Origin of the sequence: Nocardia thailandica NBRC 100428 (assembly GCF_000308795.1) — a bacterium.
GTDB lineage: Bacteria > Actinomycetota > Actinomycetes > Mycobacteriales > Mycobacteriaceae > Nocardia > Nocardia thailandica.
In genome coordinates this window covers 1-19,913 of record NZ_BAGK01000072.1, presented here as the reverse complement: position 1 = coordinate 19,913, position 19,913 = coordinate 1, and the positions used below count along the sequence as shown (strand labels likewise).

At 72.1% G+C, this 19,913-nt stretch carries 21 protein-coding genes; 13 read left to right on the top strand and 8 right to left on the bottom strand.

Annotated elements, in window-relative coordinates:
* Positions 1–100: 100 nt before the first annotated feature.
* Together ON36_RS08125 and ctaC are read right to left on the bottom strand one after the other, a co-directional pair.
* Positions 101–517, bottom strand: coding sequence for a cytochrome c oxidase subunit 4 (locus ON36_RS08125; RefSeq protein WP_043649807.1), 417 nt, complete (start codon positions 515–517; stop codon positions 101–103).
* Between the two features lie 13 nt (positions 518–530).
* Positions 531–1,586 carry an aa3-type cytochrome oxidase subunit II gene (ctaC, locus tag ON36_RS08120; RefSeq protein WP_043649815.1) on the bottom strand — a complete coding sequence of 352 codons (1,056 nt, stop codon included), beginning with the start codon at positions 1,584–1,586 and terminating at the stop codon, positions 531–533.
* Between the two features lie 397 nt (positions 1,587–1,983).
* Here ctaC and asnB point away from each other — a divergent pair, with 397 nt between their 5' ends.
* A complete protein-coding gene (gene asnB / locus ON36_RS08115) occupies positions 1,984–3,927 on the top strand; it encodes an asparagine synthase (glutamine-hydrolyzing) (protein ID WP_043649804.1) in 1,944 nt (647 codons plus the stop codon).
* Positions 3,928–3,984: 57 nt separating this feature from the next.
* On the opposite strand, the gene ON36_RS08110 is transcribed toward asnB, so the two are convergent.
* Together ON36_RS08110 and ON36_RS08105 are read right to left on the bottom strand one after the other, a co-directional pair.
* Positions 3,985–4,953, bottom strand: a complete 969-nt coding sequence (locus ON36_RS08110) for a carbohydrate kinase family protein (RefSeq protein ID WP_043649802.1) — start codon at positions 4,951–4,953, stop codon at positions 3,985–3,987.
* A 262-nt stretch (positions 4,954–5,215) separates the two neighbouring features.
* Positions 5,216–5,572 (bottom strand): HesB/IscA family protein, encoded by a 357-nt coding sequence (locus ON36_RS08105; RefSeq protein WP_043649799.1) that lies wholly within the window; start codon positions 5,570–5,572, stop codon positions 5,216–5,218.
* A gap of 333 nt (positions 5,573–5,905) precedes the next feature.
* On the opposite strand from ON36_RS08105, the gene ON36_RS08100 reads away from it, so the two are divergent.
* Positions 5,906–6,511, top strand: coding sequence for a DUF3043 domain-containing protein (locus tag ON36_RS08100; RefSeq protein ID WP_245557989.1), 606 nt, complete (start codon positions 5,906–5,908; stop codon positions 6,509–6,511).
* Between the two features lie 321 nt (positions 6,512–6,832).
* Here ON36_RS08100 and ON36_RS34630 read toward each other — a convergent pair whose 3' ends face one another.
* On the bottom strand, positions 6,833–6,970 hold the full coding sequence (locus ON36_RS34630) for a hypothetical protein (protein ID WP_157224818.1): 138 nt from the start codon (positions 6,968–6,970) through the stop codon (positions 6,833–6,835).
* 86 nt (positions 6,971–7,056) lie between these two features.
* Here ON36_RS34630 and ON36_RS08095 point away from each other — a divergent pair, with 86 nt between their 5' ends.
* A complete protein-coding gene (locus ON36_RS08095; protein ID WP_043649793.1) occupies positions 7,057–8,013 on the top strand; it encodes a helix-turn-helix domain-containing protein in 957 nt (318 codons plus the stop codon).
* Between the two features lie 35 nt (positions 8,014–8,048).
* Here the strand turns inward: ON36_RS08095 and ON36_RS08090 are convergent, their stop codons facing one another.
* Entirely contained in the window at positions 8,049–8,501 is a 453-nt protein-coding gene (locus ON36_RS08090; RefSeq protein WP_043649791.1) for a MarR family winged helix-turn-helix transcriptional regulator, read from the bottom strand.
* 76 nt (positions 8,502–8,577) lie between these two features.
* Between ON36_RS08090 and ON36_RS08085 the strand changes: the two genes are divergently transcribed.
* The 5 genes from ON36_RS08085 (at position 8,578) to ON36_RS08065 (ending at position 12,303) form a co-directional block, all read left to right on the top strand.
* Positions 8,578–8,952, top strand: a complete 375-nt coding sequence (locus ON36_RS08085; protein ID WP_052313753.1) for a cupin domain-containing protein — start codon at positions 8,578–8,580, stop codon at positions 8,950–8,952.
* Positions 8,953–8,987: 35 nt separating this feature from the next.
* The gene (locus ON36_RS36050) at positions 8,988–9,530 is read left to right on the top strand and encodes a bifunctional adenosylcobinamide kinase/adenosylcobinamide-phosphate guanylyltransferase (protein WP_043649788.1); all 543 of its coding nucleotides are present in this window, start codon (positions 8,988–8,990) and stop codon (positions 9,528–9,530) included.
* A gap of 78 nt (positions 9,531–9,608) precedes the next feature.
* Positions 9,609–10,718, top strand: coding sequence for a nicotinate-nucleotide--dimethylbenzimidazole phosphoribosyltransferase (gene cobT, locus ON36_RS36045; protein WP_052313752.1), 1,110 nt, complete (start codon positions 9,609–9,611; stop codon positions 10,716–10,718).
* A gap of 16 nt (positions 10,719–10,734) precedes the next feature.
* Complete coding sequence (locus ON36_RS08070; RefSeq protein WP_043649785.1) at positions 10,735–11,481, top strand: adenosylcobinamide-GDP ribazoletransferase; 747 nt, start codon at positions 10,735–10,737, stop codon at positions 11,479–11,481.
* A 111-nt stretch (positions 11,482–11,592) separates the two neighbouring features.
* Positions 11,593–12,303, top strand: a complete 711-nt coding sequence (locus tag ON36_RS08065) for an MBL fold metallo-hydrolase (protein ID WP_043649782.1) — start codon at positions 11,593–11,595, stop codon at positions 12,301–12,303.
* A gap of 177 nt (positions 12,304–12,480) precedes the next feature.
* Here the strand turns inward: ON36_RS08065 and ON36_RS08060 are convergent, their stop codons facing one another.
* Positions 12,481–13,578, bottom strand: coding sequence for a branched-chain amino acid aminotransferase (locus ON36_RS08060; RefSeq protein ID WP_043649779.1), 1,098 nt, complete (start codon positions 13,576–13,578; stop codon positions 12,481–12,483).
* Positions 13,579–13,612: 34 nt separating this feature from the next.
* On the bottom strand, positions 13,613–14,713 hold the full coding sequence (gcvT, locus tag ON36_RS08055; RefSeq protein ID WP_043649778.1) for a glycine cleavage system aminomethyltransferase GcvT: 1,101 nt from the start codon (positions 14,711–14,713) through the stop codon (positions 13,613–13,615).
* Positions 14,714–14,803: 90 nt separating this feature from the next.
* Here gcvT and ON36_RS34625 point away from each other — a divergent pair, with 90 nt between their 5' ends.
* The 5 genes from ON36_RS34625 to ON36_RS08035 form a co-directional block, all read left to right on the top strand.
* Positions 14,804–14,980, top strand: a complete 177-nt coding sequence (locus ON36_RS34625; RefSeq protein WP_157224817.1) for a hypothetical protein — start codon at positions 14,804–14,806, stop codon at positions 14,978–14,980.
* Between the two features lie 47 nt (positions 14,981–15,027).
* A complete protein-coding gene (locus ON36_RS08050; RefSeq protein WP_043649777.1) occupies positions 15,028–16,587 on the top strand; it encodes a bifunctional phosphatase PAP2/diacylglycerol kinase family protein in 1,560 nt (519 codons plus the stop codon).
* A 110-nt stretch (positions 16,588–16,697) separates the two neighbouring features.
* Entirely contained in the window at positions 16,698–17,300 is a 603-nt protein-coding gene (locus ON36_RS08045) for a nucleotidyltransferase domain-containing protein (RefSeq protein ID WP_052313750.1), read from the top strand.
* 85 nt (positions 17,301–17,385) lie between these two features.
* Positions 17,386–18,897 carry a leucyl aminopeptidase gene (locus ON36_RS08040; RefSeq protein WP_043649774.1) on the top strand — a complete coding sequence of 504 codons (1,512 nt, stop codon included), beginning with the start codon at positions 17,386–17,388 and terminating at the stop codon, positions 18,895–18,897.
* 586 nt (positions 18,898–19,483) lie between these two features.
* Positions 19,484–19,913: biotin/lipoyl-containing protein (locus tag ON36_RS08035; protein WP_043649771.1), on the top strand; the 430-nt coding region annotated here is incomplete at its 3' end.

Genomic DNA, 19,913 nt, shown 5'->3' with positions numbered 1-19,913 from the left:
CGCAAAGAAACCCGACCCAACGTGGCGCAGCCACAAGGATCGGGTTTCTTTGCGTCGGGGCCCGAGGAGCCCCGACTCGAGCGCGCCAGCGCTCCATGTCTCAGTGCTTCTCGGCACCCAGGTAGTACTCGAACACCAGGCCGCCCGCGGCGATCAGTATGAGCAGCACGCCGAGCCCGATCAGCCAGAACTGGAAGAAGGCCAGGCCGAGGGCGGTGACCGAACCGGCGCCCGCGAGCAGGATGGGCCAGAACGAGCCGGGCGAGAAGAAGCCCAGGTCGCCGGCGCCGTCCACGATCTCGGCGTCCTCGAAGTCCTCGGGACGCAGGTCGATGCGGCGGGCGACGAACCGGAAGTAGGTGCCGACGATCAGCGACAGGCCCGCCGACAGCACGATGGCGGTGGTGCCCGCCCATTCGACGCCGGTGCGCGACTGCCCGGTGAAGAAGCCGTACACGATGGCGACGAGGATGAAGAACACCGTCAGCAGTTCGAAAATGCGTGCTTCGAGCTTCATGTCAGTTCAGTCCTCACTTGCTCTCGGCCGAAGCGCTCTTGATGTCGCGCTTGGTGTCGAACGGGTGGGTGGAGGTGGCCACCGGCGACTCACCGATCGATTCCAGCGCCTGAGCGTTGGTCTTGCCGGCCTCGCGCGCCTTGATGTAGAGCGCGAACTTCTCCGGCGAGACCGCCCGGACCTCGAAGTTCATCATCGAGTGGAAGGTGCCGCACATCTCCGCGCAGCGGCCGACGAAGGCGCCTTCCTTCTGGATCTCCGAGATCTGGAAGACGTTGTCGGAGTGGTTCTCCTTCGGGTTCGGCATCACGTCGCGCTTGAACAGGAACTCCGGCACCCAGAAGGCGTGGATCACGTCGGTCGCGGCGAGCTGGAACTCGATGCGCTTGCCGGTCGGCAGCACCAGGACCGGGATCTCGGTGGAGTTACCGATGGTCTCGATCTTGTTGTAGTGCAGGTAGGAGAGGATGTCGTTCTCCGGCAAGCCGTGCAGCGGGCCCGGCTGCGGGTGCCCGTGCTCCGGGTCGACGCGCTCCTCGTAGGCCTTCAGCTGCTCGGCGTTGATCGCCTCGCGCTCGGTGTCGACGCCGTTGTAGGTCAGGCCGCCGACGTTGTTCACGTTGCGGTAGCCGAACTTCCAGTTCCACTGGAAGGCGGTCACGTCGACGGTGACATCCGGGTTGTCGGTCTTCTCGTGCACGTAGTTCTGCACGACGACGGTGAAGTAGAACAGCACCGCGATGATCACGAACGGGATCGCGGTGTAGGTCAGCTCCAGCGACACGTTGTATCCGGTCTGCCGGGGGAACTCCGGGGAGTTCTTGCGCTTGCGGTGGAAGATGACCGTCCAGAAGGTCAGGCCCCACACCAGCACACCCATCGCGAGCGCGGCGAGGACCGACCAGGTCCACAGCTCCCGCATCCGGGTGGCCTGCGGCGTGACGCCCGAGGGCCAGCCGAACCGCAGCCAAACATTGTCGATCGAGCAGCCCGAGACGAGCATCGCGGTGATCCCCAAGGACACCGCCAGCCCGGCCCGCCGAAGGATACGGCCCTGCCGACCCTTCACGGGTCGGGCCCCGATCTCTTCGCTCGCCTTGTGCGCCACGCTCACGCCTTCCTGGTCGCCACACATTCCGACACATTGCGCCGTCCGGGCCGCGATCCGCCCGTCCGACACGTAATAAAGCACGTTTCAGGTCATCCTGGTTCCGGAACGCCGCGAGGCATGCGGGACCTGAGAAGGACCTGAGTACTACGCAGCGTAGACCAAACGCGACACCTCATCGCCGCGGGGTCGCGTTCGACACTCCGCCGTTACCGATCGGGTCGTCGCGACCTGCGAATACGTTGCCGGATCCGGTATCCCGCGCGAAGGACAGTAGGGTGGACGCCATCACCGCCGTTCGGGCGCGCGCGTGTGCGCGCCTGCCCGCATCCCACCTAGAGACGAGGTTGCCGACACCGTGTGCGGACTGCTCGGATTCCTGACAGCTTCCCCGGCGACGACCGACGTGGTCGACCAGGTCTACGACGCCCTGCACTGCCAGCGCCACCGCGGCCCGGACGAGAAGGGCACCTGGCACGACGAGCACATGGTGTTCGGGTTCAACCGGCTGTCGATCATCGACATCGAGCACTCCCACCAGCCGCTGCGCTGGGGCCCGGCGGACGACCCGCAGCGCTACGCGATGACCTTCAACGGCGAGATCTACAACTATCTCGAACTGCGCGAGCAGCTCGCCGCCGAGCACGCGGCCGAGTTCCCCGAGGGCAGGATCTTCGCCACCGACGGTGACGGCGAGGCCATCGTGGCCGCCTTCCACTTCTGGGGCCCGGACGCGGTGCGCAGGCTGCGCGGCATGTTCGCCTTCGCGATCTGGGACACCCGCACCGAGCAGCTGTTCCTCGCGCGCGACCCGTTCGGCATCAAGCCGCTGTTCTACGCCACCGGGCCCGGCGGCACCGCGTTCGCCAGCGAGAAGAAGAGCGTGCTCGAGCTGCTGGGCCCGCTCGGCATCGCCGACGACCTCGACCCGCGCGCCCTGGAGCACTACACCGTGCTGCAGTACGTGCCCGAGCCCGAGACCCTGCACGCCGGCATCCGCCGCCTCGAGTCGGGCACCTATGCCACCGTGCGCGTCGGCCAGGCGCCGAAGGCGACCCGTTACTTCCGCCCCGACTTCCGGGTGCGCCCGTTCGTCGAGGGGTACGCCCGCGACCGCTACCGCGAGATCGCGGCCGCCCTCGAGGACTCCGTCGCCAAGCACATGCGCGCCGATGTCACCGTCGGCTCGTTCCTGTCCGGCGGCATCGACTCCACCGCCATCGCGGCGCTGGCCATGCGGCACAACCCGAAGCTGATCACCTTCACCACCGGCTTCGAACGCGAGGGCTACTCCGAGGTCGACGTGGCCGCCGAGAGCGCCGAGGCGATCGGCGCCCGCCACATCGTCAAGGTGGTCTCCCCCGCCGAGTTCGCCGCGGCGATCCCCGAGATCGTCTGGTATCTCGACGACCCGGTGGCCGACCCGGCGCTGGTGCCGCTGTACTTCGTGGCCAAGGAGGCCCGCAAGCACGTCAAGGTGGTGCTCTCGGGCGAGGGCGCCGACGAGCTGTTCGGCGGCTACACGATCTACCGCGAGCCGCTGTCGCTGCGCCCGTTCGAGTTCCTGCCGGGCCGGGTCCGCAAGCTCGCGGGCAGGCTCAGCGACCGGATCCCCGAGGGCAGGCGCGGCAAGAGCCTGCTGCACCGCGGCTCGCTCACCCTCGAGGAGCGCTACTACGGCAACGCCCGCAGCTTCAACGACGCGCAGCTGCGCGCCGTGCTGCGCGAGTTCCGGCCCGAGTGGACCCACCAGGACGTCACCGCCCCGATCTACGCCCAGTCGCGCGGCTGGGACCCGGTCGCCCGCATGCAGCACCTCGACCTGTTCACCTGGCTGCGCGGCGACATCCTGGTCAAGGCCGACAAGATGACCATGGCCAACTCGCTGGAACTGCGCGTTCCCTTCCTCGACAGCGAGGTGCTGAAGGTCGCCGAGGGGCTGCCCTACGAGCAGAAGATCTCCAAGGAGACCTCCAAGTACGCGCTGCGCCAGGCGCTGGAGGGCATCGTCCCGCCGCACGTGCTGCACCGGGCCAAGCTCGGCTTCCCGGTCCCGCTGCGGCACTGGCTGCGCGGCACCGAACTCTACGACTGGGCGGAGGCCCAGATCGCCGACTCCCAGACCGATCACCTGCTGAACAAGCCGGCGATCCTGCAGATGCTGCGCGACCACCGCGACGGCCGCTCCGACCACAGCCGCCGCCTGTGGACCCTGCTGGTCTTCATGGTGTGGCACGGCATCTTCGTCGAGGACCGCATCAAGCCCGACATCGCCGAACCCACCTACCCGGTGTCGCTGTAGCCCGGTGAAACGCGAAGCGCCCCGCGAGTTCTCGCGGGGCGCTTCGTGTTTCGTGGCCTAGAGCAGGACCGAGAGTTCGTCGGCGGCCTCGGCGCCGTAGGCCTTGGTCAGGCGGACCAGGGCCTCCTCGCGGTCGAGGGTCCACTCCTGGGTGCCGGTGGTCTCGAGGATCAGCACCGCGACCAGCGAGCCCAGCTGGGCCGCGCGCTCGAGGCTCAGGCCCGCGCGATGGGCGGTCAGGAAGCCTGCGCGGAAGCCGTCGCCCACGCCGGTGGGGTCGACGCGGCCGGTCTCGGGCACCACGCCGACACGGACCTCGGCGCCGTCACGGTCGGTGACCAGCACGCCCTCGCCGCCCAGGGTGGTGACCCGGATGCCGACCTTGCCGAGGATCTCGTCCTCGGCCAGCCCGGTCTTCTGCTGCAGCAGGCTCCACTCGTACTTGTTGGTGAACAGGTAGGCCGCGCCCTCGATCAGCTCGGCGGCCTGGTCGCCGTCGAGGCGGGCCAGCTGCTGGGACGGGTCCGCGGCGAACGGCAGGCCCAGCTCCCTGGCCTGGCGCGTGTGCGCCAGCATGGCCTCGGGATCGTTGGCCCCGACCAGCACCAGATCGATGTCGCGGCCCTGCGCCACTTCGGCCAGCGCGATGTCGCGCGCCTCGCTCATCGCGCCCGGGTAGAACGAGGCGATCTGCGCCATCGCCTCGTCGGTGGTGCACACGAACCGCGCCGTGTGCGCCCTGTCCGAGATCAGCACCGCCGAGCAGTCCACACCGGCGGCCTCCAGCCACTGCCGGTAATCGGCGAAATCGGCGCCGACCGCGCCGACCAGCACCGGCCGCTGCCGCAGCAGGCCCATGGCGTAGGCGATGTTGCCCGCGACCCCGCCGCGGCGGATCTGCAGGTCGTCGACGAGGAAACTCAGCGACACGTTGTCGAGCTGATCGGCGAGCAGCACATCGCTGAACTTGCCGGGGAAACGCATGAGGTGGTCGGTGGCGATGGACGCGGACACGGCTACAGACACGAGGCGGAGCCCCTTCGGCGCTAGGTGAGAAAACGAAAAGGTCCGGGATCTCCCCGATCCCGGACCCCAACCGTAGCAAGATACCGACCGCCTCCGGTTCACCTCGCGGCAACCCGCGAGACCGGACGGCCACCCCGCGGACGGCCGACAGCGGCCACCGGCCGCCACGGAAAACGGCCGGCAACACCCGAGACCCGCCCGCGCAGACCGCGACGGCTCGACCGATCAGCGAGGTCGGAACCCCGCGACACCCGCCGTTATGTCAGTTGAACGAGTCGCCGCAGGCGCACGAACCCGTGGCGTTCGGGTTGTCGATGGTGAAGCCCTGCTTCTCGATGGTGTCGACGAAGTCGATCGAGGCGCCCTGCACGTACGGGGAGCTCATGCGGTCGACCGCCAGCTTCACGCCACCGAAGTCGACGACCAGGTCACCGTCGAGGATGCGGTCGTCGAAGAACAGCTGGTAACGCAGGCCGGCGCAACCACCGGGCTGCACGGCGATACGCAGCGCCAGATCGTCGCGGCCCTCCTGATCCAGCAGTGCCTTGGCCTTGCTGGCCGCGGCATCGGTGAGGGTCACGCCGTGGGTGGCGGTCTTCTCGTCGTTCTGCACAGTCATGGACTCTCCTAGGGACAGCGTGGTCAACCCGTGAACAGTTCGCGGCCGCGAACTACACAGCTCGTGCGTGTCAACACCGCGGGTCGGGCTGCTATTCCATTGTATTGGAGCGCGGGCGCGCGCGAGTCGCTGCCCCGGGTGTCCCGGCACCACCGGCCGCGCGGCGCCGCGGGTCGCGTGGTGAGCGGGGCCACTTCTGCGCACTCCTGAGACACGGCACACGCCTTCACCTGCCCGAATTACCCGCTACCTTCCCGCATCGAATAGCCTGGCGTCGTGAAATTGTTCCGTCGCGGCGAGTCCAGCACCATCGACGAGTCCGTCGACCCCACGGTGACCGAGACCACCGAAGAGTCCGTTGCCGTCACCGGCTCCACCACACCCGGCAAGGGCAGGCCGACGCCGAAGCGGCGCGACGCCGAGGGCAAGCGGCGTGGGCCGGTGGCGCCCGCGCCGATGACCGCCAAGGAGGCCCGGGCCCGCCGCAAGGCGGCCAAGGGCACCAAGGAGGAGCGCAAGGTGGCCGCCGCCGAGCGCAAGGCCGCGGTCCAGGACCGGCGCGCCCGCATGCTCGCCGGCGAGGACAAGTACCTGCTGCCCCGCGACCAGGGCCCCGTGCGCGCCTACGTGCGCGACCTGGTCGACGCGCGACGCAACCTGGTCGGCCTGTTCATGCCGATGGCGCTGGTGCTCATCCTGTCGATGTTCGTCGCGCCCGGCCTGCAGACCATCGTCACCCTGGCCATGCTGGTCATGATGCTGTTCATGATCATCGAGGGCTTCGTCCTCGGCAAGATCATCAACAACCGTGTGCGCGAACGCTTCCCGGACACCACCGACGGCGGCATGCGGCTGGGCTGGTACGCCTTCGTCCGCGCCTCGCAGATCCGCAAGATGCGCGCCCCCAAGCCCCGCGTCTCCCCGGGGGACGCTGTGTAGGTGGAGCGCTGGCGCGCTCGAGTCGCGGCCCTTCGGGCCCCGACGAAAAGAACCCCGATCCTCGTGGCTTCGCCCCTTGGGTCGGGGTTCTTTTCGTCGGGGCGGCCGCGACCGCCGCTGCGCGGCGGGGCCTCCTCGGGGTCGGCCCGGACGGGTTGCGGTGGAAGTGGACGTGTCGGCCCGGTGGTCTCGTACGTCGTGCGTCCGGGTGCACGTGGCTTCGGTCCGGCCCGGATTCGGGGCAGGCGGATCGTCGACTCCCTCGCGCCCGATCCCGGGGCGCGGCGGACCGGCCGGTTGCCGCGGACAGGCGCGGCCGACTCATCGCCGGGCGGCCAGTTCGGTCCTGAGGCGGTCGGCGTCCCGGTCGCGGACGCCGGTGGCGCCGGTCCGGCCGGAGCCGAGGAACACCGTGGCCGACAGGAGGGTCAGGAACAGGATCGCGAGCAGAAGTGCCATGGCAGAAATTTTGCGCGCATCTGATTTCCGCCGACAGTGGCCGTTCTGTCATTGTCCGTAAATATCCGGCCAGCTATGCTCGGTCCATGCTGTCGCGGGTCGCTGTGGTGCTCTCCGATCGCCTCGCCATGTTCGAGTTCGGGGTGGTGTGCGAGGTCTTCGGGCTGGACCGGACCGCGGACGGGCTGCCGGGGTTCGACTTCCGGGTCTGCGCGGCCGAGCCGGGCACACCGCTGCGCTCCACGACGCCGGGAGTGACCGTGACCCCCGAGTACGGGCTCGACTCCCTGCTCGGCGCCGACCTCGTGGCGATCCCGGCCTTCCCGGTCTCCTTCGGGCAGCCGTTCGATCCGCGCGTGGTCGAGGCGGTGCGCGCGGCGGCGGCCGCCGGGGCCACGGTCCTGACCGTGTGCTCGGGCGCCTTCCTCGCGGGCGAGGCGGGGCTGCTCGACGGGCGCGCCTGCACGACCCACTGGCGCTACGTCGAGCAGCTGGCCGCCCGGTTCCCGGCGGCCACCGTGGACCCGGACGTCCTCTTCGTCGACGCGGGGCGGGTGATCACCAGCGCGGGCACGGCGGCGGGCATCGACGCCTGCCTGCACCTGGTCCGCCGGGAGCTCGGGGCGGCCGCCGCGAACGCGATCGCGCGGCGGATGGTGGTCCCGCCGCAGCGCGACGGCGGGCAGCGTCAGTTCATCGAACGCCCGGTCCCCCACGCCACCTCGGAGGGCCTGGCCCCGACGCTGGCCTGGATGGGCGAGAACCTGTCCCACCCGCACACGGTCGACGACCTCGCCGCCCGCTCGGCCATGTCCACCCGCACCTTCGCCCGCCGCTTCGCCGCCGAGACCGGAACCACCCCGGTCAAGTGGCTGACCACCCAGCGCGTCCTGTACGCCAAGCAGCTGCTCGAGGACACCGACCACCCGCTCGAGCGCATCGCCACCGAATCCGGTTTCGGCTCCGGCGCGCTGCTGCGCCACCACTTCCAGCGCCAGGTGGGCATCGCCCCCACCGAGTACCGCCGCCGCTTCGGCGCCTGACGCCACGCTCCGGCCCCGGGGCCCCGAGCCCACCGTCACCAGGCCGCGGGCCGGATCCTGCCGGGCGTCACCAACCCGGCCAGCGCGTCGCGGATCTCCGCGAGTGTCCCCGCGCCCACCCGCTCGCCCGCCCGCCGCAGCCAGGCGGCGGCCGCAGCGTCGGCGGCGCGGGTGCAGGCCCAGCCGCGTTCGGTCAGGGTGACGAGCTTGGCCCTGGCGTCGGCGGGGTGCGGTCCCCGCGCGACGTAACCCTTGCGCAGCAGCTCGTCGACGAGCTGACTGGCCGCCTGCTTGGTGACGCCGAGGTGGTCGGCGATCTCGCCGATCGTCGCCCCGGCGGGCGCCAGGCGGACGAAGACGAAGCCGTGAGTCGGGCGGACGTCGGTGAATCCGGCGGCCTGGACCCCGGCGTGCACGGCGTCGGTGACCTCGGTGGCCGCGGCGAGCAGCAGGTACGGCAGGTCTGGGTCTGGGTCTGGGTCTGGCATACCGGCCATCTTGACACTTGACAGAACAGTCAACAAGCTTGACTATATAGTCAAGCAAATTGACCAAGGAGATTCCGTGCCCGCCACCTTCACCGCCGACATCACCCCCATCGACCTGCACAACGCCCGCTTCACCCCGCTCGTCCGTCCCGGCACCGGCAGCACCGAACTGTGCGTCTGGCGCGTCGAGGTCGCCCCCGGCTCGACCGGGGTGCCGCACCGCATCCACCGGGAGGAGGCCTTCGTGATGCTGTCCGGCAGCGCGGTCGTCACCATCGACGAGGAACGCCACACCCTGGTCGCGGGCGATGCCGCCGTGGCGCCCGCGGGCTCGTGGCTCGGCATCGACAACTCGTCGGCCGAACCGGCCGTCGTCCTGGTGACCGCGCCGGTCGGCTTCACCGGCGAACTCGCCGACGGCACCCTCGTCGACCCGCCGTGGGTGCACTGACGGGTCCCGACGTGGGCGCGCGCTACCGTGCAGCCATGCCGAGCGAGCCCGCCCCGACCCCGCGCACCCTGGTCCTCGGGGGCGCCCGCTCCGGCAAATCGGCCTTCGCCGAGGACCTGGCCTGCGCGGGCGGCCTCCCCGTCCGCTACCTCGCCACCGCCGAATTCGACCCGGCGGACACCGATTTCGCCGACCGGATCGCCGCGCACCGCGCCCGCCGCCCGGCGGACTGGACCACCGTGGAGAACGGCGATCCCGTCGAGGTCCTTGCCGAGGAGACCCCGGCCACCCTGCTCGACGACCTCGGCACCTGGCTCACCGCCCGCCTCGACGCCCGCGCGGCCTGGGAGGCGCCGCGCGGCACCGTCGGCCCGGACACTGACGCGCTGGTCGCCGCCGTCGCCGCCTACCGCGGCAGGCTGGTGATCGTCAGCCCGGAGGCCGGGCTCGGCGTCATCCCCGCCACCCGCTCCGGGCGACTGTTCCGCGACGAGATCGGCACGCTCAACCAGCGTCTCGCCCGGGTCTGCGACGCCGCCTACCTGGTGGTCGCCGGCCTGCCGATGCGGCTGAAGTAGCGCGACGCGCCCGGGACGAATCCCGCTGCGGCGCACACGCCGAGGGCGCATGCGCCCGGCGGGCCGGGACGGGGCAAGATGGGCGTGCGACACACCATCACTTGGAAGGCGGGCACAGTGGCCGAGGGTTTCGGACCGATCACTCCCCCGGACGCCACGGTCCTGGCGGCCGCGCGGGAACGCCAGGGCAGGCTCACCAAGCCCGCGGGCGCCCTCGGCAGGCTCGAGGACCTGGGCAACTGGGTCGCCGCCTGCCAGGGCGTCTGCCCGCCGAAGCAGTTCGACCGGGCGCGCGTGGTCGTCTTCGCCGGCGACCACGGCGTGGCCCGGCACGGCGTCTCGGCCTACCCGGCCGAGGTGACCGCGCAGATGGTGGCGAACTTCCTGCAGGGCGGCGCGGCGGTGAACGCGGTCGCCCGGGTCGCGGGCGCGACCGTGCGGGTCGTCGACATCGCCGTCGACGGCGACACGGACCCCGGCGTCTCCGCGCACAAGGTGCGCCGCGGCAGCGGCTCCATCGACCGGGAGGACGCGCTCGGCCCCGACGAGGTCGCCGCGGCGCTGGCCGCGGGCCGCGCCGTCGCCGACGAGGAGATCGACGCGGGCGCCGACCTGCTGATCGCCGGGGACATGGGCATCGGCAACACCACCCCGGCCACCGTGCTGATCGCCACCCTGACCGGCACCGAGCCGGTGGCGGCGGTCGGCCGGGGCACCGGCGTGGACGACGCGGGCTGGATCCGCAAGGTCGCCGCCATCCGCGACGGCATGCGCCGGGCCCGCCCGATCGCCACCGACCCGGTCGACCTGCTGCGGGTGGCGGGCGGCGCCGACCTGGCCGCCATGGCGGGGTTCCTCGCGCAGGCCGCGGCCCGGCGGACCCCGGTGATCCTCGACGGCGTCGTGGTGACCGCGGCCGCGCTGGTCGCCGAGGACTTCGCGGCGGGCGCCAAGGCGTGGTGGCTGGCCGGTCACCGCTCCACCGAGCCCGCGCACGCCCTCGCGCTGAAGCACCTGGGGCTCGAGCCGCTGATCGATCAGCGGATGCGGCTGGGCGAGGGTTCCGGCGCGCTCACCGCGCTGCCGATCCTGCGCGCGGCGGTCGCCACCCTCGCCGAGATGGCCACCTTCGCCGACGCGGGCGTCAGCACGGCCGAGGCCGCCGACCCGGTCGACATCCGCAAGTGAGGCCGTCGGCCCGCCCATGAGCACCGCGCGCCTCGCCCTGTCCTGGCTCACCGTCCTGCCCGTCCGCGGCCCCGACGCCGTCGACCGGACGGCCGCGGGGCGGGCGATCACGGTGGCGCCGCTGGTCGGGTCGCTGCTCGGGGGCGCCGCGGCGCTCGTGCTGTGGTCGCTGACCGCGCTCGGCGCCGCGCCCGCCCTCGCCGGCCTGCTCGCCGTCGGCGCCCTCGCCCTGCTCACGCGCGGCATGCATCTGGACGGGCTGGCCGACACGGCCGACGGGCTGGGCAGCTACGGCCCGCCCGAGCGGGCGAGGCAGATCATGAAGTCCGGGTCGGTGGGGCCGTTCGGGGCGGCGGCCCTGGTCTTCGCCCTCGGCGTCCAGGGCCTGGCCTTCGGCGCCCTGGCCGACGGCGGGCGGTGGTGGGCCGTCGTCGTGGCGGTGGCGGTGGCCCGGGTCGGCGTGGTGCTGGCGTGCCGGCGCGGGGTCGACGCGGCGCCCGGGGCCGGGTTCGGCGCGCTCGTCGCGGGCACCCAGCCGCGGGCCGTGGCGGTGGCCTGGTTCACAGTCGCCGCCGTGAGCGCGATTCCCGCTGTCCCCCAGCACTTCTGGCAGGGACCGGCCACTGTGGCGGTTGCCCTCGCGATCGTGATGTTCGTCTCCCGGCACGCGGTGAAACGCTTCGGCGGGCTGTCCGGTGACGTGCTCGGCGCGGGCGTGGAGATCGCCGTCGCGATCGCCGCCGTGGGGTTCTCGCTGGGCTGATCCCATAACTGGTCACAAGTCCAGCAGTCCGAAACCGTGGCCGGTCACCGGAGCTACCCCGAACCCCCCGCGAATGCGACCCCGGCACACTCTGGGCAATAGTCTTGAACCATGTCTTCCGAACGCCTCTATTTCCGCCAGCTGCTGTCGGGCCGGGACTACGCCGCGGGCGATCCCATCGCGACGCAGATGCGCAATTTCGCCTATCTGATCGGCGATCGGCAGACCGGGGATTGCGTGCTGATCGATCCCGCCTACGCCGCCGCCGACCTGGTCGACATCGCCGCCGCCGACGACATGCGCGTCTCCGGCGTGCTCGCCACCCACCACCACCCCGACCACGTCGGCGGGTCCATGCTGGGCTTCACCCTGGGCGGCGTCCGCGAACTCCTCGAGCACACCAGCGTGCCGGTGCACGTGAACCGGCACGAGCTGGACTGGGTCGCCCAGGTCACCGGCATCGCCCCCAGCGAACTCACCGGCCACGAGCACGGCGACAAGGTCAGCGTCGGCGCCATCGACATCGAACTGCTGCACACCCCCGGCCACACCCCGGGCAGCCAGTGCTTCCTCGTCGACAACCGGCTCGTCGCCGGCGACACCCTGTTCGTCGACGGCTGCGGCCGCACCGACTTCCCGGGCGGCGACTCCGACGAGATGTTCCGCAGCCTGCGCTACCTCGCCGGCCTAGACGGCAACCCCGTCGTCTACCCGGGCCACTGGTACTCCCAGGAACCCAGCGCGCCGCTGTCCACCATCCGGGAGAACAACTACGTCATGCGCCCGCAGACCCTGGAACAGTGGCAGATGCTCATGCTGTGACGTGGCGCGCCGGCGCGCTCGGGTCGCGGCCTGTCGGGCCGCGACGAGACGAGCCCCGATCCTCGCGGCTGCGCCGCAGGGGCTCGGGGCTCGTCTCGTCGGGGCGGCTGCGACGCTCGCTCGGCTCGCGGCCGGGCCCGTCGTGGTTGCTCCGGGCGACGGATCCCGGTTGCCTCCCTAGACTTTCCGCATCCAGCCGTGGATGTCGGCGAAGGTGCCGCGCTGGATGCCGGTCAGGGTGTCGCGCAGGGCCATGGTGACCTCGCCGGGTTCGCCTCCGCCGATGGTGAATTCGCCCTCGGTGGAACGCACCCAGCCGACGGGCGTGATGACCGCGGCGGTTCCGCACGCGAAAACCTCACTGATCTCGCCGGATTCGGCGCCCTCGCGCCATTCCCGCACGGAGACCTTGCGCTCCTCGACCGCGTACCCGGCGTCGGCGGCCAGGGTGAGCAGCGAGTCGCGGGTGATGCCCGGCAGCAGCGAACCGGACAGTTCCGGGGTCACCAGCCGCGCCTCGGATCCCTTGCCGTAGACGAAGAACAGGTTGTTGGTGCCCATCTCCTCGACGTAGCTGCGCTCGCAGGCGTCGAGCCACACGACCTGATCGCAGCCCTTCTCCGTGGCCTGCGCCTGGGCGAGCAGGGAGGCCGCGTAGTTGCCCGCGACCTTCGCCTCGCCGGTGCCGCCGGGGGCCGCGCGCACGTACTCGGTGGACAGCCACACCCGGACCGGCTTCACGCCGCGCGGGAAGTACGCGCCCGCCGGGGAGGCCAGCAGCAGGTACTTGTAGGCGGAGGCGGGCTTCACGCCGAGCCCGGCCTCGGTGGAGAACATGAACGGCCGCAGGTACAGCGACTCCTCGCCGCCTGCCGCGGGCACCCAGTCGGCGTCGACCCGCAGCAGCTGCTCGACGGACTCGATGAACAGCTCCTCGGGCAGCTCGGCCATCGCCATGCGCGCCGCGGACCGGCGGAAGCGCGCCGCGTTGGCGTCGATGCGGAAGGTCGCGATGCTGCCGTCGCCCTGGCGGTAGGCCTTGAGGCCCTCGAAGATGGCCTGCCCGTAGTGGAAGACCATGGTCGCCGGGTCCATGGCGAGCGGGCCGTAGGGCTCGACCCGCGGGTCGACCCAGGCGCCGTCGCGGTAGTCGATGCTCACCATGTGGTCGGTGAAGAACCGGCCGAAGCCGGGCGCCGCCAGTACCTCGTCCCGCTGGTGCGCCGGGACGGGCGCGGGGTGCGGAATACGGGTGAACTGTGCAGCGACTGTCATGAGGTCATCCTATCCGGGCAGGCCGGTCCACCGGCTACTTGGTGCTGGTCTCCACGAACGGCGGGCGGACCACCGCGCAGCGCAGCCGGCGGCCGCGCACGTCGACCTCCACCTCGTCCCCGGGGGCGAGCCCGGCCTCGGTGTCGAGCAGGGCGAGCGCGATGCCGACCTTCAGGGTCGGCGAGAAGGTGCCGGAGGTGGTCTCGCCGACCGGCTCGCCGTCGCGCAGCACGGTCTGGCCCTGGCGCAGCACGCCGCGGTCGAGGGCGGACAGGCCGAGCAGGGTGCGGCGCGGGCCCGCCTTCTTCTCCTGCTCGAGGGCGGCCTTGCCCCAGAATTCCGGCTTCTGCCAGCCGACGGCCCAGCCGGTGCGGGCCTGCACCGGGGTGATGTCGAGCGAGAGCTCGTGCCCGTGCAGGGGGTAGCCCATCTCGGTGCGCAGGGTGTCGCGGGCGCCGAGACCGGCGGGCTGCCCGCCCGCGGCCCGCACCCGCTCGGTCAGCGCGCGGAACAGCGCGGCCGCGTCGTCCCAGGCGGGCAGCAGTTCGTAGCCGTGCTCGCCGGTGTAGCCGGTGCGGCAGACCCGCACGGGGCGGCCGTCCCATTCGGCGTCGGCGTAGGCCATGTACTCCATCTCGGTGGGCAGCCCGAGCGCGGTGAGCACCTCGGCCGAGCGCGGGCCCTGCACCGCGAACACCGCGTAGTCACGGTGCTGGTCGGTGACGGTGATCCCCGCGGGCGCGGCCGCGCGCAGTTCGGCGACGACGGCCGCCGTGTTGGCCGCGTTCGGGACGAGGAACACCTCGTCGTCGGAGACGTAGTAGGCGATGAGGTCGTCGATCACCCCGCCCTCGGCCGTACAGCACAGCGTGTACTGGGCCTTGCCGGGCCGGATGCGCGCGAGGTCGTTGGTCAGCGTCGCGTTCACGAAGGCGGCCGCGCCCGGCCCGGCGACGGTCGCCTTGCCCAGGTGGCTGACGTCGAAGAGCCCGACCGCGGTCCGGGTCGCGGTGTGCTCGCCGACGGTCCCCGCGTACTGCACCGGCATCTCCCACCCGCCGAACGGGGCGAACGTCGCGCCGAGTTCGACGTGGAGTTCGTGGATGGGGCCCTGCAGCAGCGTGGAATCGGTCATCGCCCGAGCTTATCGGGCCGGGCGGCGCCGGGCCGCCTCCCCCGGTTTTCGGGGCGTGCGCCCCGGCGCGGGCCGGGCGAGGATCGCCCCATGACCCTTCGCACAGTTCTCGCCGGCGCCGCGCTGGCCGTCGCCACCGTCGTCGCGACCGCGCCCGCCGCGGGCGCGGTCGGCTCCTCGGAGATCAACGTGGGCTGCCTGCTGCAGGCCCTGTCCGGCACGCCGCCGACCGCCGACTGCGCTCCGGTGCAGATCCCGGTCCCCTGAGCACCGCGCCGCTGCGCCGCCCGGCCCGCCGGCGCTAACCTCGACGCGTGAGTGAGTTGTCGGGCCGCAGGTTTCGCAGTGTCGGCCAGGTGGACCGGGCCGTCAGCCGGGCACTGGCCGCCGTCCCCGAGTCCGCGTTCGACCGCGGCATGGTGCGGTTGACCACCTCGGCCAACCGGGGCGGGCTGTGGCTGGGCATCGCGGCGGCGCTGTCGACCCGCCAGGGTCCGCCGCGCCGGGCCGCGCTGCGCGGCGTCGTCGCGGTGGCCGGGTCCGGCCTGCTGGTCAACGTCGTGCTGAAAACCCTTGTGCCGCGCCGCCGCCCGGCCGCGGACCTGATGCCGGTCGGCCGCAGGCTGATCCAGGCGCCGACCTCGTCGTCGTTCCCGTCCGGGCACGCCGCGAACGCGGCCGCCTTCGCCACGGCGGTGGCCCTGGAGAGCCCGCGCACCGCGCTGTTCGTCGCGCCGGTGGCCGCCGCGGTCGGCTATTCCCGGGTCCACACCGGGGTGCACTGGGGTTCGGACGTGCTCGCGGGCGCGGCCGTCGGCGCGGCGGTCGCCCTGACCACGCGCCGGTGGTGGCCGGTGCGGGAATCCGACGAGGCCGAGGCGCATCCCGTGCACGACGCGCCCGTCCTGCCGGAGGGCAAGGGCCTGGTGCTCATCGTCAACCCCAACTCCGGCAACGCCGCCTACGACCCGACCCCCGAGATCGCCCGCACGCTGCCCGCCGCCACCCTGGTGCACACCGAGCCCGGCGTCGACGCCTCGGACCTGCTGGACCGGGCGCTGACCGAGGCCGCCGAGGCGGGCACACCCGCGGCCGCGGTGGGCGCCGCGGGCGGCGACGGCACCATCGCCGCGGCGGCCGCGGTGGCGGTGCGCCACGGGCTGCCGCTGGTCGTCGTCCCGGCGGGCACCCTCAACCACTTCGCCCGCGACCTCGGCGTCTACGACCTGCGCGAGGTCGCCGACGCCACCGGCACCGGCGAGGCCGTCGAGGTCGACATCGCCGCCGTCGACTTCGAGACCGACGGGGGCCCGCGCAGGCACTACCTGGTCAACACCGCGAGCATCGGCGCCTACCCGGACCTGGTCCGGCTGCGCGAGAAGTGGGAGAAGCGCTGGGGGAAATGGCCCGCCTTCGCCGCCGCGCTGGTCATCACGCTGCGGCGCACCACGCCCCTGCGGGTGCGCCTGGACGGCCGCGAACACGCGGTCTGGTTCGTGTTCGTCGGCAACGGGCCCTACCACCCGCACGGCGCGGTGCCCGCCTTCCGGTCCCGGCTGGACGAGGGCCTGCTCGACCTCCGCTGGTTGCGCGCCGACCTGCGGTTCTCCCGGACCCGCGCCGTGCTCGCACTCGCGCTCGCCGCGATCGGGCACAGCAAGGTCTACGGGGAACGCCAGGCGCGGCAGGTCGAGGTCGAGCTGCCCGAGCCGACCGCGCTGGCCGCCGACGGCGAGGTCCTCGGCGACACCACGCGGTTGCGTTTCTCGGTGGCTGGGCGCATCCCGGTGTACCGGCGCGACGAGGACAACCCCCGCTGGGCCACCCGGCCCCGGCCACATTTCCGCCGCGGTCTGCCCTGGCTGACCCGCTGATCTCACAACCCGGTCACCGCCGGGTCACCATCCGTCCCAACACCCTTGCGCCCCATCGCCTCCCGTGGCGAAGATGGGCCATGGGTGTTGTTCCCGCGGGTGGGCGAGTCATGAGCAGGGCCGAAGCCGAACGCCGCTGGGACCCATGGACACCCAGCGTGATCGCCGCCCTGCTCGCCCACACCCCGGTGGACTGGTACGTCGCGGGCGGCTGGGCGATCGACCTGTTCCTCGGCTCGCTGACCCGCGCCCACGCCGACCTCGAGATCGGGGTTCCCCGTGGCGATTTCCACCACCTGGCCGACACGTTCCCCGGCTACGCCTGGGACGCCGTCGGCGACGGCCGGGTCTGGCCCTACGCCGAGGTCGCCGACGATCCCGGCATCCACCAGACGTGGCTGCGCGACCTCACCACCGGCACCTACCATCTCGACGTCTTCCGGGAGCCGCACGAGGGCACCACCTGGGTCTGCCGCCGCGACCCCTCGATCACCCTGCCCTACACCGAGCTCGTCCGCCGGACCGGCAGCGGCATCCCCTACGCCGCGCCCGAGGTCACCCTGCTGTTCAAGGCGAAGGCCAACCGGGTCAAGGACGCCGGCGACTTCGCGCGCTGCCTGCCGCTGCTGTCCCCGCTGAGCCGCGACCGCCTGCGCACCTGGCTCGATCGCGTCCACCCCGGCCACCCGTGGCTGCCGAGCCTGACAGCGTGAAGCGGCGGTGGCCCGGACCCGCCGCGCCCCGCGCCTCCGACGCGCACTGTTCGCCTCCGCAACGGCGGGCGCATAACCTGACCCCATGACAGCTGCTGCAGATCGCTCTCTCGGACCGGAACTGGCCCGCATCGAATCCATCGGCCAGGACACCGATGTACTCGTCATCGGCTTGACCTCCTCGGAGAACGGGCCCGCCATCGTGCCCGACGACCTGTTCAGCGACATCCTGCCCGCCGACCTGCGCGCCGAACTGCTCGATCAGCTGGGCGCGGTCGGGGCCAAGGGCAAGGCCGAGGAACTCACTCGCATCCCGGCGCCCGCCGGGCTGATCAACGTCACCAGCGTGCTGGCCGTCGGTCTCGGCCCGGCCGAGAAGATCGACGCCGAGCAGGTCCGCCGCAGCGCGGGCGTGGCGGCGCGCTCGCTGGCGGGCACCGAGCTGGCGGCCACCACCCTGTCCGGGATCGACCTGGCCGCCGCGGCCGAGGGCTTCTACCTGGGCGCCTACACCTTCACCCCGTTCAAGACGAAGTCGGCGCCCAAGCCCGAGGAAGCGCCCGTGCTGCGGGTCGAGTTCCTGGTCCCCGAGCCGGAATTCGGCACCCTCGACCTGCTGCGCGCGCAGCTGACCGCCGAGGCCGTCGCCACCGCCCGCGACTTCGTCAACACCCCGCCCAACGCCCTCTACCCCGCCGAATTCGCCGAGCGCGCCCGCGTGCTGGCCGAGGCCGCGGGCCTGGAGGTCGAGATCCTCGACGAGACCGCCCTGGCCGCGGGCGGTTACGGCGGCATCCTCGGCGTCGGCCAGGGCTCCTCGCGTCCGCCGCGCCTGCTCCGCATCACCTACGCGGGCGGGCCGACGAAGATCGCGCTGATCGGCAAGGGCGTCACCTTCGACACCGGCGGCATCTCCATCAAGCCCGCCGCCAACATGGAGAACATGACCTCCGACATGGCGGGCGCCGCGGCGGTCATCGCGACCACCCTGCTGGCCGCCCGGCTCGGCCTGCCGGTGACCGTCGTCGCGACCGTGCCGATGGCCGAGAACATGCCGTCGGCCACCGCCCAGCGACCCGGCGACGTCCTGACCCAGTACGGCGGCACCACCGTCGAGGTCCTCAACACCGACGCCGAGGGCAGGCTCATCCTGGCCGACGCCATCGTGCGCGCCGGCGAGGACGACCCCGACTACCTCATCGACGTCGCCACCCTCACCGGCGCGCAGATGGTCGCCCTCGGCACCCGCACCCCGGGCGTCATGGGCACCGAGGAGTTCCGCGACCGCGTCGCCCGCATCTCGCGGGAGTCCGGCGAACACGGCTGGGCCATGCCGCTGCCCCCCGAGCTGCGCGCCGACCTCAACTCCAAGATCGCCGACCTGGCCAACGTCGCCGCGCACCGCTGGGGCGGCATGCTCTCCGCGGCGCTGTTCCTGAAGGAGTTCGTGCCCGAGGGCGTGCAGTGGGCGCACCTGGACGTCGCCGGTCCCGCCTACAACACCGGCGGGCCGTTCGGTTACATCGGCAAGGGCGGCACCGGTGTGCCCGTCCGGACGCTGATCAACGTCATCGAGGACATCGCTGGGTCTGATTGAGCGCTGGCGCGCTCGAGTCGCGGCCCTTCGGGCCCCGGGGATACGCGACGCGGTACTCGCGGCTGCGCCGCATGGTCCCGGGTCGCGTATCCCCGGGGCGGCCGCGACGCTCGCTGCGCTCGCCGGTCTCCTCGGGGTCGGCCACGAGTTGGTTGCGCAGCAGCCAGTGACCCATCCCCCGCGACCTGTGCCCCTGGGTGGACGCGGGGCCGGGCCCGCCGCCGGGTCCCGTTCAGCGGGCTGAGGTTCCTTCCGCTCGGCACGTTTGTGACAATGTGTGACATCAGCCACTTCCCGCGCTGCGACGCGCGGCGGGTGACTGATCGGTAACCATCTCCGAGCCGCGTGGAATGCAGCTCACCGCCTCGCATTCCGCGCTGCCAGGTCTGCCCGGAATGCCGCCCTGTGCTACACGCCGCGCGAACGAGTGCAAGGATGGTTGCCGGAACAAGAACCACACGGATTCCCGGGCGACACCGGCCACGCTGGTGCAGGCGTCGATGTCCGCCGCGACCCGCGACGGACATCTGCCGGGACCCGCGAACTGTTGTAGAACCCAGTCGAACAGTCAGAGGAGTCAACGGACATGGCCTTCTCCGTCCAGATGCCGGCTCTTGGTGAGAGCGTCACCGAGGGAACGGTGACCAGGTGGCTGAAGCAGGAAGGAGACACGGTCGAGGTCGACGAACCGCTGCTCGAAGTCTCCACCGACAAGGTCGACACCGAGATCCCGTCGCCCGCCGCCGGTGTGCTGTCGAAGATCGTCGCGCAGGAGGACGACATCGTCGAGGTCGGCGGTGAGCTCGGCGTGATCAGTGCCGCCGACGAGGCTCCCGCGACCGCGCCCGATCCGGCCCCGGCCGCCGCGCCCGCCCCCGAGCCCGAGGCCGCCCCGGCTCCGGCGCAGGCGGCCGAGCCCGCCCCGGCCGAGCAGGCCCCGGCCGCCGAGCCCGCCCCGGCCGCCGCCGCGTCCGCTTCCTCCGGCACCCCGGTGAAGATGCCCGAGCTGGGCGAGT

Bases quoted from the DNA above. Each gene is read 5' to 3' on its own strand.
- ON36_RS08045 (WP_052313750.1), top strand. From the start codon at position 16,698: ATGAGCAGGGCCGAAGCCGAACGCCGCTGGGACCCATGGACACCCAGC.
- gcvT (WP_043649778.1), bottom strand. From the start codon at position 14,713: ATGACCGATTCCACGCTGCTGCAGGGCCCCATCCACGAACTCCACGTC.
- ON36_RS08105 (WP_043649799.1), bottom strand. From the start codon at position 5,572: ATGACTGTGCAGAACGACGAGAAGACCGCCACCCACGGCGTGACCCTC.
- ON36_RS08125 (WP_043649807.1), bottom strand. From the start codon at position 517: ATGAAGCTCGAAGCACGCATTTTCGAACTGCTGACGGTGTTCTTCATC.
- cobT (WP_052313752.1), top strand. From the start codon at position 9,609: ATGGGCGTGCGACACACCATCACTTGGAAGGCGGGCACAGTGGCCGAG.
- ON36_RS08090 (WP_043649791.1), bottom strand. From the start codon at position 8,501: ATGCCAGACCCAGACCCAGACCCAGACCTGCCGTACCTGCTGCTCGCC.
- ON36_RS08065 (WP_043649782.1), top strand. From the start codon at position 11,593: ATGTCTTCCGAACGCCTCTATTTCCGCCAGCTGCTGTCGGGCCGGGAC.
- ON36_RS08040 (WP_043649774.1), top strand. From the start codon at position 17,386: ATGACAGCTGCTGCAGATCGCTCTCTCGGACCGGAACTGGCCCGCATC.
- ON36_RS08095 (WP_043649793.1), top strand. From the start codon at position 7,057: ATGCTGTCGCGGGTCGCTGTGGTGCTCTCCGATCGCCTCGCCATGTTC.
- ON36_RS34630 (WP_157224818.1), bottom strand. From the start codon at position 6,970: ATGGCACTTCTGCTCGCGATCCTGTTCCTGACCCTCCTGTCGGCCACG.
- ON36_RS36050 (WP_043649788.1), top strand. From the start codon at position 8,988: ATGCCGAGCGAGCCCGCCCCGACCCCGCGCACCCTGGTCCTCGGGGGC.
- ON36_RS08070 (WP_043649785.1), top strand. From the start codon at position 10,735: ATGAGCACCGCGCGCCTCGCCCTGTCCTGGCTCACCGTCCTGCCCGTC.
- ON36_RS34625 (WP_157224817.1), top strand. From the start codon at position 14,804: ATGACCCTTCGCACAGTTCTCGCCGGCGCCGCGCTGGCCGTCGCCACC.
- ON36_RS08060 (WP_043649779.1), bottom strand. From the start codon at position 13,578: ATGACAGTCGCTGCACAGTTCACCCGTATTCCGCACCCCGCGCCCGTC.